At 41.0% G+C, this 16,711-nt stretch carries 16 protein-coding genes and 3 pseudogenes; 7 read left to right on the top strand and 12 right to left on the bottom strand.

Annotation, left to right across the window (positions count from 1 at the left end; translation table 11 throughout):
- Positions 1-44 precede the first annotated feature (44 nt).
- The 5 genes from ACN222_RS03435 to ACN222_RS03415 form a co-directional block, all read right to left on the bottom strand.
- A complete protein-coding gene (locus ACN222_RS03435; RefSeq protein WP_010994868.1) occupies positions 45-1,217 on the bottom strand; it encodes a hypothetical protein in 1,173 nt (390 codons plus the stop codon).
- A 26-nt stretch (positions 1,218-1,243) separates the two neighbouring features.
- Positions 1,244-1,720, bottom strand: a complete 477-nt coding sequence (locus ACN222_RS03430; protein ID WP_010994867.1) for a NifU family protein — start codon at positions 1,718-1,720, stop codon at positions 1,244-1,246.
- 59 nt (positions 1,721-1,779) lie between these two features.
- The gene (locus ACN222_RS03425) at positions 1,780-2,769 is read right to left on the bottom strand and encodes a hypothetical protein (RefSeq protein WP_010994866.1); all 990 of its coding nucleotides are present in this window, start codon (positions 2,767-2,769) and stop codon (positions 1,780-1,782) included.
- A gap of 213 nt (positions 2,770-2,982) precedes the next feature.
- Positions 2,983-3,207 (bottom strand): hypothetical protein, encoded by a 225-nt coding sequence (locus ACN222_RS03420; RefSeq protein ID WP_010994865.1) that lies wholly within the window; start codon positions 3,205-3,207, stop codon positions 2,983-2,985.
- An 8-nt stretch (positions 3,208-3,215) separates the two neighbouring features.
- On the bottom strand, positions 3,216-3,482 hold the full coding sequence (locus ACN222_RS03415; protein ID WP_419756887.1) for a hypothetical protein: 267 nt from the start codon (positions 3,480-3,482) through the stop codon (positions 3,216-3,218).
- A 500-nt stretch (positions 3,483-3,982) separates the two neighbouring features.
- Between ACN222_RS03415 and ACN222_RS03410 the strand changes: the two genes are divergently transcribed.
- The 3 genes and pseudogenes from ACN222_RS03410 (at position 3,983) to ACN222_RS03400 (ending at position 7,316) form a co-directional block, all read left to right on the top strand.
- Positions 3,983-4,945 (top strand): hydrogenase small subunit, encoded by a 963-nt coding sequence (locus ACN222_RS03410; RefSeq protein WP_010994863.1) that lies wholly within the window; start codon positions 3,983-3,985, stop codon positions 4,943-4,945.
- Positions 4,946-5,013: 68 nt separating this feature from the next.
- Positions 5,014-5,523: pseudogene (locus tag ACN222_RS03405) on the top strand (nickel-dependent hydrogenase large subunit); the annotation flags it as partial.
- Between the two features lie 236 nt (positions 5,524-5,759).
- A pseudogene (locus tag ACN222_RS03400) lies at positions 5,760-7,316 on the top strand (AAA family ATPase).
- Positions 7,317-7,528: 212 nt separating this feature from the next.
- On the opposite strand, the gene ACN222_RS03395 reads toward ACN222_RS03400, so the two are convergent.
- Positions 7,529-8,101, bottom strand: coding sequence for a hypothetical protein (locus ACN222_RS03395; protein ID WP_010994861.1), 573 nt, complete (start codon positions 8,099-8,101; stop codon positions 7,529-7,531).
- Positions 8,102-8,450: 349 nt separating this feature from the next.
- Between ACN222_RS03395 and ACN222_RS03390 the strand changes: the two genes are divergently transcribed.
- Complete coding sequence (locus ACN222_RS03390) at positions 8,451-10,001, top strand: ATP-binding protein (protein ID WP_010994860.1); 1,551 nt, start codon at positions 8,451-8,453, stop codon at positions 9,999-10,001.
- Between the two features lie 140 nt (positions 10,002-10,141).
- Here the strand turns inward: ACN222_RS03390 and ACN222_RS03385 are convergent, their stop codons facing one another.
- The 5 genes from ACN222_RS03385 to ACN222_RS03365 all read right to left on the bottom strand — a co-directional run bounded on the left by ACN222_RS03385 (position 10,142) and on the right by ACN222_RS03365 (position 13,151).
- Positions 10,142-10,567 (bottom strand): type II toxin-antitoxin system VapC family toxin, encoded by a 426-nt coding sequence (locus ACN222_RS03385; RefSeq protein WP_010994859.1) that lies wholly within the window; start codon positions 10,565-10,567, stop codon positions 10,142-10,144.
- The gene (locus ACN222_RS03380) at positions 10,554-10,793 is read right to left on the bottom strand and encodes a hypothetical protein (RefSeq protein WP_010994858.1); all 240 of its coding nucleotides are present in this window, start codon (positions 10,791-10,793) and stop codon (positions 10,554-10,556) included. Before ACN222_RS03380 ends, ACN222_RS03385 begins: the two co-directional genes overlap by 14 nt.
- Before the next feature lie 370 nt (positions 10,794-11,163).
- Positions 11,164-11,511 carry a hypothetical protein gene (locus ACN222_RS03375; protein ID WP_010994857.1) on the bottom strand — a complete coding sequence of 116 codons (348 nt, stop codon included), beginning with the start codon at positions 11,509-11,511 and terminating at the stop codon, positions 11,164-11,166.
- Positions 11,508-11,840: a DUF5674 family protein gene (locus ACN222_RS03370; RefSeq protein ID WP_269083595.1), complete on the bottom strand. Its 333-nt coding sequence runs from the start codon at positions 11,838-11,840 to the stop codon at positions 11,508-11,510. The genes ACN222_RS03375 and ACN222_RS03370 overlap by 4 nt, the downstream gene beginning before the upstream one ends.
- A 321-nt stretch (positions 11,841-12,161) precedes the next feature.
- Entirely contained in the window at positions 12,162-13,151 is a 990-nt protein-coding gene (locus ACN222_RS03365; RefSeq protein ID WP_010994855.1) for a hypothetical protein, read from the bottom strand.
- 77 nt (positions 13,152-13,228) lie between these two features.
- On the opposite strand from ACN222_RS03365, the gene ACN222_RS03360 reads away from it, so the two are divergent.
- Positions 13,229-13,375 (top strand): tyrosine-type recombinase/integrase, encoded by a 147-nt coding sequence (locus ACN222_RS03360; RefSeq protein WP_010994854.1) that lies wholly within the window; start codon positions 13,229-13,231, stop codon positions 13,373-13,375.
- Here the strand turns inward: ACN222_RS03360 and ACN222_RS03355 are convergent.
- Positions 13,332-14,828, bottom strand: a complete 1,497-nt coding sequence (locus ACN222_RS03355) for a site-specific integrase (RefSeq protein ID WP_010994853.1) — start codon at positions 14,826-14,828, stop codon at positions 13,332-13,334. The genes ACN222_RS03360 and ACN222_RS03355 overlap by 44 nt on opposite strands.
- Before the next feature lie 115 nt (positions 14,829-14,943).
- Between ACN222_RS03355 and ACN222_RS03350 the strand changes: the two are divergent.
- Both ACN222_RS03350 and ACN222_RS03345 read left to right on the top strand, forming a co-directional pair.
- Positions 14,944-16,044 (top strand): annotated as a pseudogene (locus tag ACN222_RS03350) (nickel-dependent hydrogenase large subunit); the annotation flags it as partial.
- A gap of 203 nt (positions 16,045-16,247) precedes the next feature.
- Entirely contained in the window at positions 16,248-16,661 is a 414-nt protein-coding gene (locus tag ACN222_RS03345; RefSeq protein WP_010994851.1) for a hypothetical protein, read from the top strand.
- The last annotated feature ends 50 nt before the right edge of the window (positions 16,662-16,711 follow it).

The raw sequence follows: 16,711 nt of genomic DNA, 5'->3' as shown, positions 1-16,711 counted from the left end.
AGTTTCCTACGGAGGGAAACCCTCCTTCAGAACTTTTCGCTGCGTTACAAAAAGCGCCACAACAAAACCCGATTATTCCCAGAATCAGATATTACCGCCGTACTACCGCAAACCTTCACCCCATAACACCAATTCAAACTATCCCTTGTAGGTAAACCAAAATGCCGATTTTCACTTTTGCTTTGAAAAGAATTTTGGCCGATGATGCCATCAGCGATCGCACCCTGCAATAATAATATTGACTCTCGTTTCCTCCATCCTAACAACCGAGAATTAGCAGTATCCGCCACCATTAACCAATCCTCAGTCGCCCCCACCCCATAAGGCATACTCAAACTACCAGCACTGGGAAAATAAACCCCTTGGTTCATCTCCACTAAATCAAAACTTTTCTGCCCCAACACCACCGCACAAGGCGCATTATTTTCCGTAGGTATCCCCTGCCAAATCATCACCCGATTATTACCCGCATCGGTGACAACTAAATTATCATCCCAAAAAGCAATATCATGACACCAGCGCATACTCCCAGCCGTGGGGGAACCGCCACCATTCTCATTCCGAGATATCATATCTGGCTGTCCCAAAACTATATCAGCCGGTTGTCCATTTTCTGTTGGTAACTGCTGCCAAATCAACAACCGACGATTACCAGTGTCAGCCACAAATAATTTTCCCTGATGATATGCAACCCCATAAGGCCAGTGCATAGTATTTGCATCTGGTGATTGCTTACCCCGATTTGGTTCATTCTCCGAAAAATTCCTTTGTCCCAACACCAAATCCGCCGGCACATTGCTATCTTCCGGTATCTTGTGCCAAATTAAAACCCGGTGATTCCAAGCATCAGCAATTGCCAAACCTCCACCACAGACACAAATCCCCGTCGGTACACTCACCGTAGTCCTACCCGGCGTACCCTTAGCATTCTGTCCCTCATGATAAAAATCTGGTTGTCCAATTACCCAGTCAGCCGGTTGACTATCTGTTGTAGGTAACTTACGCCAACCCAACAACCGATGATGTCCCGTATCTGACACCCATAACGCCCCTGTTTCCGCCACCAAACAAGCACCACGGGGGCCGAACATTGTGCTGGGAGTAGGCGCTAAGGGAATCGCTAATAATTCTGGATTGGGAATATCACCTAAAATTACTACCGCGCCTAGAGGTGAAAGGGGGAAATTTGCAGGAGTTTTTGTTAATTCTGGTTGCAAAGTCTTATAGTAATTTGTTAATTTTTTTACTTCACCGCAATCACCGTCACAATTTCTGGACACAGCGCCTTAATCGCCTGTTCCACCCCTTGGGATAACGTCAAAGTAGAAGCCGGACAACTACTACAAGTCCCGATAAACCTCACCTCTACCGTATCCGGTGGTTTAATCGCCACTAACTCCACATCCCCATGATGGTCTTTCAACCCTGGACGCACCTCTTCCAAAGCAGCTTGCACACGTTGTAAAAGCGGCGGTTGGGGCTGTTTCACCAACCCATGATAAAGTAGAACTCCGTAAACCACCTCATCCTGCACCGCATTTTGTAAAGCTGGCAAACATTCCTGTTTCACACTCTTAATCAACCGCTTCAAAGCTTCCTGATGTAAATCCTCAATCGCCCTTTTCAACCCAACCACCACCCCGCGCTGAGTTTCATCCCACTGTGAGATAATCGCCTCATAGCGGCTAATTTCCGTCACCAAATCTTCTAAATTTGTCATTTGTTAGCAACATATCTTTGGGTGAAGAAGACGCGATGAATCGCGTCTCTACAAATGGTTTATTTGTCGCCATTACTCATGCTTATCCTAATTTCTGCTGCTACTTCATGCAACGCCTGGGCTACCGCCTCCGCCTGTTCCATTTGCTGACATTGACTAAATATTTCCCAAGCCTCTTGATAATAAGCACGGGCTTGTAAAAGATTTTGGGAATTACCTAACTCTGGCTTTTCCGGGTCATCAGGTAAATTAAATAAAGCATTAGCCTTGTTGGCAATCGTGTTTGCATACTCCACAGGCGTACCTTGACAAGTACGTACCTTTAATGCTTCATTATAGGCTGCGATCGCCCGTAAATTATTTTCCACAGGATGAGAACTGGGTAAATATTGCAAAGCATTACCCAAGTTATTTTGCAACATGGCATATTCCCTGGGGTGGTCAATCAAGTTAATTTGCTTGAGTGCTGACTCAAAGGTCTGTACAGCCAAACCTGCATAGAGATTTTGCTGTTCTCCACCCCCCGACATAGAAAGGTAGGCGATCGCAACATTATTCGCCAAAATCGCGTATTCTTGAGGATAATCCTGACTTGTAAATACCCCCATCGCCTCCTGATAAGCAGCAATACTATCGGTTATCCTCGCCAAATTAAAAGGCACTAAAGACTGCAACACCAACCCGAAATTCATCTGGGCTTCTGCAACTTCCACCGCCGCAGCCAACTGTCGCAGAACTGGTAACGCTTCCTCATAACCAGCTTTAGCTTGTAGCAGCAATTCCGCCCCCACATCAGGAATTGACTTCAACGCCCCAGCCATTCCCGCCTGAGAACGGGCTTTCCATAAAGAATAATCCCCACCGCACATTTTAATTGCTTGCTGATATAACTCAACAGCATTCCATAAATCCCCAGGCGTTTTAGGTTTTTTCTGCAAACCTTGTGCCAATTCAATCAACATCTGAATTTTCTCTTCAGTTGTCGCTGACTCCGATGCAATGGCGGCCAATGCAGCTTTTACTGTTGAATCTGTAATGCTGGGTGTCATTTAAAGTCAATTGTGAGGTAGTAAAACTAGGATTTTCTTTCAGGAAATATCACCATTTTTCAGGTAAATATACAGCTTGTTTGCAGACAAAAAGGGATGAAAAATCAATATTTTTCAGCCCCTAATCTCTAGGCAACAGTTTCTATTTTTCAGTTTGGTGATTAATCAATACTAAGCTGACAATCAAACCTACTTTGACAAGTAAACAACAAATCACTTCATTTTGAAATCTTTGAGAAGAAATGGCATGATTATACCTGTAGTTAAACTAGAGATAGTTACTGGCAAACAAAAAGGAATTTCCGCCTGAGCAAGTAACACTAGCACTAACAAACCGATAGTACTACCTATCAGAGTTTGCCTCATAAAATATATCGGGTCACGTAGTAGCTTACCCTTCAAAAATAACCTCGCCGACAACCAACCTAATTCCAACATATTACCTCCTAATAATTACTCAAGAAACTTAGTAAACCCAGACCCAAAACAATAGCAGGAATTACCCCCGCCGGCGCAAACAATGCTCCAATTGTGGCTGAAAAACCATAGCCAATATCTTTCCCAGCCAATACCATCCCACCAATAGCGCCGCCAATCATTGATATAAGCGTGGCTACAACTAACCAAGACAATCCCGTGATGAAAGTGACATCACTTGTTACCATATTGATCAGAAATTCACGAAGATGAGAGTTACTAAAAAATTCATTCATTCGCTATTACGTTCCTCTCTTGACTGGCAGTATAGAAAAAGCCTCATTAACTTTTAAATATAAAACACCACATATATAAATTCTAGAGTGTGATTGTCAATCAAATTAGCTCATCTAATAACCCAGTATTTTTGCCTAAAAATCGAGTTATAAAAACCGCAGATTTATCAATTAAAATCTGTCTAAAAAACTACTATTAAAACAAATATAATTTTGATTTAACGATTCTCAAAAATTAAATTCATTTAATGATATTCAATCAGATAAAAAATACTGTATTCTGAAAAGTAAACCTTTATAAACAGGTGAACCTCTACAAGCGTCAACACCTGCATCACACCTGATAAAACTCCACTCACAAGAGGATAGAGTTTTGTCAGTAGTCAGTGGCAAAACAACTAACAACTGATAACTGACAACTGGCAACTAACAACTAACAACTAACAACTAACAACTGACAACTGACAACTGACAACTAACAATATACAAACTAATAGCCAATGACTAACGTACTCTGGCTGCAAGGTGGTGCTTGTTCAGGCAACACCATGTCTTTTCTCAACGCCGAAGAACCGACAGTATGCGATTTAATTGCTGATTTTGGGATCAAGGTACTTTGGCATCCTTCCTTAGGACTGGAACTAGGCGACAACTTACAAACCTTACTTTGGGATTGCATCTTAGGCAAAATCCCTCTAGACATTTTGGTCTTTGAAGGCACTGTAGTTAACGCCCCCAACGGTACAGGCGAATGGAACCGTTTTGCCGATCGCCCCATGAAAGATTGGCTAACCGACCTCGCCCAAGCCGCTAGTTTTGTCGTCGCCGTGGGAGACTGCGCCACCTGGGGAGGAATCCCCGCAATGGAACCAAACCCCAGCGAATCCCAAGGCTTGCAATTCCTCAAACGCAAAGGTGGCGGTTTCTTGGGTCAAGATTTCCGCACCAAATCAGGGCTACCAGTCATCAATATTCCCGGTTGTCCAGCCCATCCCGATTGGATTACGCAGATATTAGTGGCGATCGCTACCGGACGCATCGGCGACATCGCCCTCGATGAACTCAATCGCCCCCAAACCTTCTTTAACACCTTCACCCAAACAGGCTGTACTCGTAACGTCCACTTCGCCTACAAAGCCACCACCGCCGAATTTGGACAACGCAAAGGCTGTTTATTCTACGACTTGGGTTGTCGCGGCCCCATGACTCATTCCTCCTGCAACCGCATCCTCTGGAATCGCGTCTCCTCCAAAACCCGCGCCGGAATGCCCTGTTTAGGTTGCACAGAACCAGAGTTCCCCTTCTTCGACCTCAAACCCGGAACCGTATTTAAAACCCAAACCATCATGGGAGTACCCAAAGAACTACCGCCAGGAGTAAGCAATAAAAACTACGCTGTCCTCACAATGGTGGCTAAAGACACAGCCCCCAAATGGGCAGAAGAAGACTTTTTCACAGTTTAGTCAGTGGTCAGTAGTCAATGGTCAGTTGCTACTGACAACCGACAACCGACAACCAACAACTAACAAATATGACAATCAAAACATTAGATATATCACCCGTCGGTAGAGTCGAGGGTGATTTAGATGTCCGTGTGGAAATAGAAGACGGAAGGGTAGTTAACGCCTGGACACACGCCGAACTATTTCGCGGCTTTGAAATCATTCTTCGTGGTAAAGACCCCCAAGCTGGATTAATTGTTACGCCTCGTATCTGCGGTATCTGCGGTGCTTCTCACTTAACCTCTGCATCATGGGCATTAGATACAGCATGGAATACAACCGTTCCCCGCAACGCCATCTTAGCCAGAAACCTCGGTCAAATTGTCGAAACCATCCAAAGCATCCCCCGCTACTTTTATGGATTGTTCGCCATTGACCTAACAAATAAAAAATACCGTAGTAGCCGCTTCTACGATGAAGCCGTCCGCCGCTTTTCTGCCTACACAGGTAAATCTTATGAACTCGGCGTGACCATTTCCAGCAAACCCGTAGAAATTTACGCCCTGTTTGGCGGACAATGGCCGCACAGCAGTTATATGGAAATAAATTAGGAAATTGCTTATGTAGTCAGGATTTACCAGGATAGGTGCAATGATTCCCTGATTTTTCCTTAAATTAGGCAATAAAGCCACTCCAGAAATATCATCAATCCATTTATTTTTATCTACTAAAAGTTATTTGCTTTTCTCAGGCGTTACCTAACTTTTCCCTACATTGCCTCACTCCAACCCCAAAATCGTCTAAACTCAAAGTGTCCGCCAACTGCCAAAATCCCATGCCTCGCTGGTTCAATATTGCAGGTCCATGTGAAGACGATATCCACTATATGCTATCTCCAACAACACGATTACCAGATTTGGAGGAGCTAATCCAACAGCGTAGTTATTTTGTCCTTCATGCACCATGACAAACAGGGAAAACCACCACAATGTTAGCTTTAGCACAGCAACTTACTGATACAGGACGTTATGCAGCAGTAATGGTATCGGTCGAGGTGGGAAGTGCATTCAATCATGATCCAGGTGCGGCAGAATTGGCAATTTTGGGAACTTGGTATGATACGATTGAGGATAGATTACCTCCAGAATTACAACCATCAGCTAAACAATCGCAACAGCAAGAAGCAGGAAATAGAATTAAGGCTTTTTTAAGAGCTTGGTCAAGAGCTATAAATCTTCCAATAGTATTATTTATAGATGAAATTGATTCCTTACAAGACCAAACATTAATTTCAGTTTTACGACAATTACGAGATGGTTTTCCTAATCGTCCAGAAAATTTTCCCTCATCGGTGGGATTAATCGGTTTAAGAGATGTGCGAGATTATAAAGTAGCATCCGGTGGGAGTGACAGATTAAACACATCCAGTCCTTTTAATATTAAAGTCACTTCCATTACCCTGAGAAATTTCAATGCCGAGGAAGTGGCAGAACTATATCAACAACATACACAAGAAACAGGACAAATTTTCACACCAGAAGCCACAGCAACAGCCTTTGATTTAACCCAAGGACAACCTTGGTTAGTGAATGCTCTGGCTAAAGAAGTTGTGGAAAAAATGGTGAAAGATAGAAGTATTGCTATTACTAAAGAACATATTTTACAAGCTAAAGAAATATTAATTGCTCGTCAAGATACTCATCTTGATAGTTTAGCTGAACGCTTACGAGAACCAAGAATCAAAGCAATTATCGAGCCGATGTTAGCGGGTTTGGAATTGGGGGATATACCCAATGATGACATTCAATTTGTGATTGATTTAGGTTTATGTAAAATGCACCCCCAAGGTGGATTAACCATTGCTAATCCCATTTATCGAGAAGTTTTGCCCAGGGTGTTAACGGTGACACCAATGGCTTCTTTACCAGTGATTGCACCCACTTGGTTAACCCCAGAAGGAGAGTTAAATATAGATGGGCTACTGGCAGCATTTCTCAAGTTTTGGCGACAGCATGGAGAACCGTTATTAGGTAGCACTGGCTATCATGAAATCGCCCCTCACATCGTATTAATGGCTTTCTTACATCGTGTTGTTAATGGTGGTGGAACCCTAGAACGGGAATATGCAATTGGTAGTGACAGAATGGATTTATGTCTGCGTTACAAAGATGTCATGTTAGGTATCGAGTTAAAGGTATGGCGGGAGAAAAAGCGTGACCCCCAAGCTGAGGGAATTGAGCAGTTAGAATCCTACTTAGCTCGTTTGGGGTTGGATTTTGGTTGGTTATTTGTGTTTGACAGGCGTAAAAATGCCCTCCCAATGGAAGAACGTTTGTCAACTCAGGTTGTGCTGACGGAAAATCAGCGTCGGATTACTGTGATTCGGGCGTGAGTATTTTTTACGATTGATTTCTTTGTTTGGATATTGCGCGATGGTCGGAGACCGGGCTTTGCCCATCGCTTTTTTCAAAGATGTTTAACGCGCCTCTTCATCCGCCGCTAGTAAACTTTCGTTCTTAATCAAGCATTTCAATACAGTCAGTGTGCAAGCAGATTGTTCGACCGGTTAACGCAGCAACTGCTTTTCATGAATGGAAAATTACTTTATTCTCTTAATTGAGATAATATCTCAATAATTTGAGGCTTTACCATATTCCAAGCTAATTGACATCGACATCTCTGAATTATAAGAAATATAATTCCAAAAGTTCCAACAATTATTCCAAAAATCGCCCACTCTGAAGAGACAACTAGAGAGATAGCAATGACTGCTAGAAAAAATGCAATCCACCAATCTGATAACAATACAAATATTTCAAGCTTCCTAAAAAATGAATAAGGTGTATCTACCCAATACCATTTGTTACTATCATGGTTGATAAAGATTAGCCAGTAGCTAGTTTTACTTTCGGTATAGCCAAAAACTGCTGATACCCTCTGACCGTCTCGAACTCGAATGTCTTCTCTTCTAAATTTCATCTCAATTTCATTTCCACTCTCTTGTTGAAGAGAAAACTCTATAATCGTCTCAATTTGAGAGGATGGAGCTGAATCTCCATAGCCACCAGTCACATGAGTTTTTGTATATTTCTGTACTCCTACGGCAACTCCAGAACGCACTGCCCAGTAAATTGTCTGTTCATTCACACTAATCGACTCAAGCCCTTGATTTGTCATGGCAATTAATCAAATCAGTATCTTATCTATTGAAAACATCATCAAAACCTGAAATATATTTAGTTTATCACCTCATTATTATATAAAATTATACAAAAAATCTCTTTTTCATATCCTTCTTCGGATATTAAACAGAATTTTTCACAAAACTCTTGATAAAATAAAGTATAAAAAAATACTCAAATAGGTGCAGAATGTGATCCGGGTTAAGTACTATTCCTACCAAACAGAGAGGACTTAATAGGAAGTTTTTATTTATACTGGTTGACTCCCACAGAGTTTAAACAGAAAAAAATACCCAACTCCAAAATCGTCTAAACTCAAAGTGTCCGCCAACTGCCAAAATCCCATGTCTCGCTGGTTCAACATTGCAGGCCCTTGTAACCCTGAAAAGCACTACACCATCTCAGCCACAAGTCGTCTCCCCGACTTATCATTGCTGATTGAACAAGAAAGTTATTTTGTCCTTCATGCACCGCGACAAACAGGGAAAACCACAGCAATGTTAGCTCTAGCACAGCAACTTACCGATACAGGACTTTATGCAGCAGTAATGGTATCGGTAGAGGTAGGAAGTGCATTTAATCATGACCCCAGTGCAGCAGAATTAGCAATTTTGGGAACTTGGCAGAATACAATTGAAGATAACTTACCCCCAGAACTACAACCCCCAAATTGGGTTTATAATGCGCCTGGACAGAGAATTGGCGAAAATTTAAGAGCTTGGTCAAGAGCTATCAAGCGTCCGTTAGTATTACTTATAGATGAAATTGATTCCTTACAAGACCAAACATTAATTTCAGTTTTACGACAGTTACGTGAAGGCTATCGCAGTCGTCCAGAAAATTTCCCCTCATCAGTAGGATTAATTGGTTTACGGGATGTGCGAGATTATAAAGTAGCATCCGGTGGTAGTGACAGGTTAAACACATCCAGTCCTTTTAATATTAAAGTCACTTCCATTACTCTGAGAAATTTTAATGCCGAAGAAGTTGTAGAACTATATCAACAACATACAGCAGCAACAGGACAAATTTTCACACCAGAAGCAACTGCAACAGCCTTTGATTTAACCCAAGGACAACCTTGGTTAGTGAATGCTCTGGCTAAAGAAGTTGTGGAAAAAATGGTGAAAGATAGAAGTATTGCTATTACTAAAGAACATATTTTACAAGCTAAAGAAATATTAATTGCTCGTCAAGATACTCATCTTGATAGTTTAGCTGAACGCTTACGAGAACCAAGAATCAAAGCAATTATCGAGCCGATGTTAGCGGGTTTGGAATTGGGGGATATACCCAATGATGACATTCAATTTGTGATTGATTTAGGTTTATGTAAAATGCACCCCCAAGGTGGATTAACCATTGCTAATCCCATTTATCGAGAAGTTTTGCCCAGGGTGTTAACGGTGACACCAATGGCTTCTTTACCAGTGATTGCACCAACTTGGTTAACCCCAGAAGGAGAGTTAAATATAGATGCGTTACTTGCAGCATTTCTCAAGTTTTGGCGACAGCATGGAGAACCGTTATTAGGTAGCACTGGCTATCATGAAATTGCACCGCATATCGTATTAATGGCTTTCTTGCATCGTGTTGTTAATGGTGGTGGAACCCTAGAACGGGAATATGCAATTGGTAGCGACAGAATGGATTTATGTCTGCGTTACAAAGATGTCACGTTAGGTATTGAGTTAAAGGTATGGCGGGAGAAAAAGCGTGACCCCCAAGCTGAGGGGATTGAGCAGTTAGAATCCTATTTAGGGCGTTTGGGGTTGGATTTTGGTTGGTTATTTGTGTTTGATAGGCGGAAAAATGCTTTGCCAATGGAAGAACGTTTGTCAACTCAGGTTGTGGTGACAGAAAATCAGCGTAGGATTACTGTGATTCGGGCGTAAGTATTTTGTATGATTGATTTCTTTGTTTGAGCGATCGCACTCAAATATGTTTAACAGTAAATCTAACACTTCTAGACTGCGATCGCTTGATTAAATTCTATAATCCTGCTACATTCCCAGGAATTTATAGTCGCACTACGTCATAAAAATTCCTGAAAGAGGTTATCAAAAGGTTCTGTATTTTTCCAGCGATAGGTGTTGAAGTCTCGATAATCAACCGATAAAATTTGACCATGACCTAATTCTTCTGCCAAAATAACGAGAGAGGCATCGGCTAAATCCATCGGTAAGTCTTTATATTTTTCCATCAGTTCTTCAATACGCTGGCAATGATGTTGTTTCAGATCAAAGATTTGTAGCTTTCCTGTAGAAATTTTATGAATAAAGATTTTTGGAGCATCTACTCCTACTCTTTTTTGTAATAGATAGCACGTTTCCGTGACGACACACCAAGTCGTAATAAATTGCTGATTAGCTAAATCTTGAAATCGTTTTTTGGCGGATATATGAACTGTATCTTTTTTATTGGCAAGAGCTAACCAAAAGCCTGTATCAACTATGATCATATTTTTGGTTAAGTTCATGGTCTAAGTAGTTTTTATAGTTTTTTGAGAGGTCTGTTTCAGCTTCTATGCAACCGATAAAGTCTGACCAGTCTTGTAAGGAATTTGCTGAAGATTCGTGTTGATTCAGAAGGTAGCGTTTTTTCAGAACTTCTACGAGATCCACTATGATTTGTTGTGCATCGGGAGGAAGAGACTCAATATCTTGTTGAATTGTATCTAAGTTCATAATCTCATCTTGCTGTTTCCCTGATTATAATTTAGCGAAAAAGCGTATCGCAGAAATAATAAGCATCCAAAAGGTGCATTACATTTCATTAATGCATCCTACAAGATCGGCGATCGCACTTTGTTTGGATATTGAGCGATCGCAGTTACATAGTAGTTAAGGAAGCACAAGAAAATGAATATTGAGCGATCGCACTCAAATATGTTTAACAGTAAATCTAACACTTCTAGACTGCGATCGCTTGATTAAAGTCCACAATCTTGGTACGTTAAGAGGAATTTATCGGCGGAGTAAGCACCCCACAAGATAGGCGATGGCTACGCCCGCCGCAGGCATCGCACTAAGCATATCAAAGTTAAGAGATGGGAATTTAAACCAGAACTCTTGCCATCTGTTTAATTCGATTTGCCCAGGTTTGAGACAAAGTTGAAATTTCCAGACGACTAGAATCACTTGCCCAAGTTGACCACCAATGAATATGCCATCGAGACAATTGACGTTGCATTTGAGCCAGTTCAAAGGCACTGTCCACATCTAAATCAATCGCTGTCAGTTCTAAAAATACTTTACTTTCTCTAACAATCCCAAGTACAGCTTCCCCATTAACCCCATCCAAACTGAGAGATGCCATTTGCAGAAAGTTCTGTGCTAATCGTTCAAGACGTACAGAAAGGCGATCGCACCGAAATGCAGTTTGTTCTAAAGTCCAGTTATTCATACGCCTCCTAATAACTTGTGGATGATTTGTTTGACCTCTTCCCGAATCGCTGGATCTAAAATTTCCATCGCTCTATTTTGACGTGGTCGGAGATTTACCATTGATTCATAGAAAATTTCTTGAGAAATAGGATTCCAACTCGCGCCCCAAATATCCTGCTGTTGACTTCCATTCTCCAGTAAAATTGTTTCGCAGTCCGAGTGCATTTCACCTCCACCTGCCAAAATTTGATGACGTATATCTACGGCTGTTTTAATATAGAAACGATTAGCTTGAAGCATCTCGTTGATTTGGCTAGGTGTTGCAGGTTCTCGTAAAATATGAATTATCAAAGGTAAAATACGAGTTAATTTATTAAAACATTCTCTTCATATTACATTAAACTATATTAACGTGATCCTATTTCAATCCCTTGATAATCTAAGCTAAGATTCTCTACTTGATAGGGATCGCAGTTAATAGTAGTTACGGAAGCACAAGATAATGGAAATTGAGCGATCGCACTCAAATATGTTTAACGGCAAATCTAACACCTCTAGACTGCGATCGCTTGCTTAAAGTCTACAATCTTGGTGTGTTCCCATGAATTTATCGGCGGAGTAAGCACCCGACAAGATAGGCAATGGCTACGCCCGCCGCAGGCATCGCACTTAAAATCCAATGAACTTTTGTAAGTCAATAACTATTTCACTCACTTTATTCTGCCTGACCTCCCAATTACTCACTCTAAAAATATTCCATCCCTCTACTTGTAATTTTCGATCTTCCTCTAGGCGTTTTGAGTAGGTTTCCTCATCAGCTATCCACTGATTACCATGCTTTATCGCGTAATGGCTAATGTCGTCAATCAATATCGCATATCTATGATTATTCCAAAATGCGACAAAATCTACACGATACAGTTCTTTTGCTAGTGAACTTCCTGAAGCTTGCAAAACCTTTTTTGATGACGAATGCCATTGTATCCAGGCTTGTGGAATTAACATTGGTATATGATTATCCGCCATGCCGAAATGTTTGGCATATGACTGAAAAAATATTTTTTCAGATTCAGTTTGATTCATGGCAAGAAGAGCTTTTTTTAGTGCTAGGTTTGTTTCCGAGTTAATTCCACAAGCAGTTTGAAAAGTTGGAAAATCAAAATTTGGATATACACCCCGCCAAATAATACCTATGCCAGACTTCAATTCAAATTTCAGTGATTGCTTGCCTTCTTTGGCAGTTACAGCAAACTCAGGTTTCACCAATCCAAAAGGAAGTCCCCCAGGAAATTGATGCATAAATAAATCATCAGGTTCATTAGGAGATGTTATTTGCGGCAGTTGGATTTGTTCCCCCTCAACAATCAAGCCTTCTTTTATACATATATTTCGTATAAACTCTTTTCTCTCATCAGAAATATAGGATTGCGATAACACCAATCCTATAACTTTTAAGAATTTTTGAGTATCCGTTAAGTTAGTCCAGTCTATAGATGCATAGTATTCCTCAACACGTGAACGTCTCGCACCACTAACAACACGCTCAGGTTGGCCTGGTTGAATACCAGCCATTTGGAACATATCATCAATCTGACGCAGAACTAGCTCGACACAGAATTCACGAAATTCCAAACGCAAAGCTGATGAAATATATTCCATATTAGGAGATTAGACAGAATTTTCAGGATGTTTTTATTATGGAACACGCCCAAAAAAATTGATGGAACAGGTGCAAGATGCGAGCTACCCATTTACTGCAAAATTCTTATGACATTCGCACTTTTCAGGAATTACTCGGACACAAGGATGTCAAAATCACCATGATTTATACGCACATTCTTAACCTTGATGGTAAAGCTGTTCACAGTCCTCTGGATTTTTAGTTGTCGAAAATTTCAACTTTTCCACCTCCAACCTTAACCTTTCATTCTCCATCCGTAACGCCAATATTTCATTCTTCTGCAACTCAATTAATGACTTTTGACTAATTACCTCACCAAAGGCTTTTTTCCTATTTTCAATACCAAACCATCTTTGATAGGTTTTTGTATGTTCATCAACAGTATGACCTAAATTATCTGCTGCTGCTTTAATAGGTATTCCTTGAAGATGCGCTCGAATTGCACAAGCATGACGCAAATCGTAGGGTTGAAACTCAATTCCCACTTTTCTAAACCATCTGGATATATCTCTCCGCATCCAATTAATATTTTGTACAGATGCAATTTTTGTCACCTTTTTTTCTAAAATCTTTAATGGTTTGGGATTTTTTAAATCAAATAATTCTATCCATTCAGGAACAAAAGGAATAACTTCTCGATATCCAGTTTTTGTATTTTTATTGACTTTCCAAGTATGGTCTAGATTTTGGGGAGACATCCACCAATTAATATCTGGTTGTACAAATAGTTCCCTTGGTCTTAACCCAAATGTCGCCAACATTCCATATACCCAACGCCACATTTCCCAGGTGTCGATTTCATCACTAATATTTGTATTTTTGCGATTGAGGGCGAATTTTTCAAAGAGGTCAAAAGAATATATTATTTTGTCATCTTCAGGTATTTCTCGATGAGCAGGGGTGACATTATCACGTTTAACATCGAGTTGAAATCCTAAATTAAAGGTTTTAATAAAAACAGAAGTTACGGCAATTAGTTCATTTTTTTTATTCCCCTGAACTGAATTAATAATTTCCTCAAAATTTTCTTTTGTGGCTAAATGGGTGAGAGGAAAGTTTCTTTTAATTACAGATATATAGTTAGGAAAAGTATTTTGACTGGTTATAGTTTTCTGACGGGTTTGATAATATTTTTCCTCAAATTTATCTAATAATTCCCCAATAGTTTTTATTTCTTGCTTCTCTCTAGATTTAATTCCTAAATACTTCTCATTCCACTCGAAAGTATGACGAGCGATTAATTTACCCAACTCGTAACTTTCTTCAATTGCAGTTTTCAGTCCTTCTAAATTTGCTGGTATCCCTAGAGACAAATCATACTGTTTTTTTGTCTTACCTAAACTACCATCCCCTGGTTTTAAGGGTAGGGTAGCTCGTAATTGGAGAGAATTACCAGTCTGTTTAATGCTAACTCTTATTCTCTCCCTTTTTAAATTAGTATTGGCTTCGACTAACTTCTGTTCAAAAACTGCTTGATACTGTAATTCCGTTGCTTTTATTTTCGCCATTGTTCCCCTATAGCTGCCGTCTGTGGTGTTCTGCGGCTCAAAATCTGCAAACATATCTGCGAACCAGTCGGTTGAGTCTGCATTTGCATATTCATGTGTAGATGTGGAATATGTCTCCTCGCAATTCCCCTGATTTTGTCCGCTCATTCCCTAAATATTCCCTTATTTATAAACTGAAATGGTGAAAATAAAATGTTCTTACCGAGCAAAATTGCCTTACTAAAACGTTACTCAGTAACATTTTCAATATATCACCAGTTGCCACAGCAGTTATATGGTGCCTGGTGGTGTGATGTGCGCCCCCACCTTAACCGACATTACCCGCGCTTGGGCAATTCTCGAATACTTCCGCACCAACTGGTTAGAACCTGTGTGGTTGGGTTGTTCTTTGGAACGCTACGAAGAAATTCAAACTTACGATGACTTCATGGACTGGTTAGAAGCAGACATCAAGCATCGTGAGTCAGACTTGGGTTTCTATTGGCGTATGGGTTTAGATATCGGTTTGGATAGATACGGGGCTGGTGTGGGTAAATACGTCTCCTGGGGATACCTACCCCATGAAGATAAATACCAAAAGCCCACCATCGAAGGACGCAACGCCGCCATGATTATGAAAAGTGGTGTGTATGACAGCTTCGAGAATACACACACTTTGATGGATCACACCTTCGCCCGTGAGAATACCACCCACGCCTGGTATGATGAAGGTAACGCAGATGTTCACCCCTTTGACCGTACCACCAAACCCACCCAGAAAAATACTAAAGACTTCAAAAATGCCTACTCTTGGTCAACAGCCGTACTACACCAAGACTTCGGACGCTTGGAAGTCGGCCCCCTAGCCCGCCAGCTAGTTGCAGGTGGTCAGCATGGCGAATCTTGGCAACATTACGACGGTTTTATCTTGGATGCTTTCCAAAAAATGGGTGGTGCTAGTATTCATTTGCGTCAACTTGCACGAGTTCACGAAATTGTCAAGTTATATCGCCAAGCAGAAAGATGTCTGCGTGAGTTTGTCTTAAATGATCCTTGGTATATCAAACCCAAAGAAAAAGACGGACGTGGTTGGGGTGCAACGGAAGCCTCACGGGGTTCTTTGTGTCACTGGATAGATATAGAAGGTGGCAAGATTAAGAATTATCAGGTGATTGCTGCGACTACTTGGAACGTCGGCCCCCGTGATAGTGAAGGGGTACGCGGCCCTATTGAGGAAGCTTTAATCGGGACTCCTATTGAAGATTCTAGAGATCCTGTGGAAGTGGGACACGTTGCGCGATCGTTTGACTCTTGTCTGGTGTGTACTGTCCACGCCCATGATGCGAAGACAGGCGAGGAGTTGGCGCGTTTTCGGACTGCTTAAGTTTAAACGCAGAGGGGCGCGGAGGTCAGCGCGGAGGTACGCGGAGAGTGTGCTGTTAATTAATGAGTGGCTAATGGCTAGTTATGATTTAGTTAGTCATTAGCTCATTAATATTTCATGGTTGAGAATTGCTGAGTGCTGTTGCTACGATGTGCTTGCCCTAAACTACAATACAATAACAACTCTCCAAGTAAACAAAGAACATGAAACTTTCAAAGCTCTACGTACTGCCACTTGCAAGTGTAATTGTTCTGATTGGTATTTTATTTGTAAAAACTCCTACCGCCCAGTCTTCAGATTGTCATCAAGCAAGTTATGCACTGAATAACTCAAAAGCTGCTGATGATATTGTTCACACAGACGTTATAGAAGAAGGGCAGGTCTTTGTAGTTCAGACAAGAAGTAAAGGAGTCAAAATTATAGAAGCAGGCAAGGTAATGACTACAACGAAAAGTTTCCTTGTCACTATAAAAGATGAGAAAGGTAAAATTATTAGAGTATTTCAAGGTTTGGGTAGAGGGTCAGACCTCATCGCCACTGCTAAAATGTCCAAGGCTGAAGCTGTGCAATTATTAGAATCAGGTGGGTTGATTGTAGAAGAAATTGAAGGACAGTAGCGATTACAAAAAACCACCACAACAAGCGATTGCTGTCTCTATCATAACCA

Source organism: Anabaena sp. FACHB-595, from assembly GCF_048568275.1.
Classification (GTDB): Bacteria; Cyanobacteriota; Cyanobacteriia; order Cyanobacteriales; family Nostocaceae; genus Trichormus.
The sequence above is the reverse complement of the archived record's forward strand: the minus strand, read 5'-3'. Positions and strand labels throughout refer to the sequence as shown.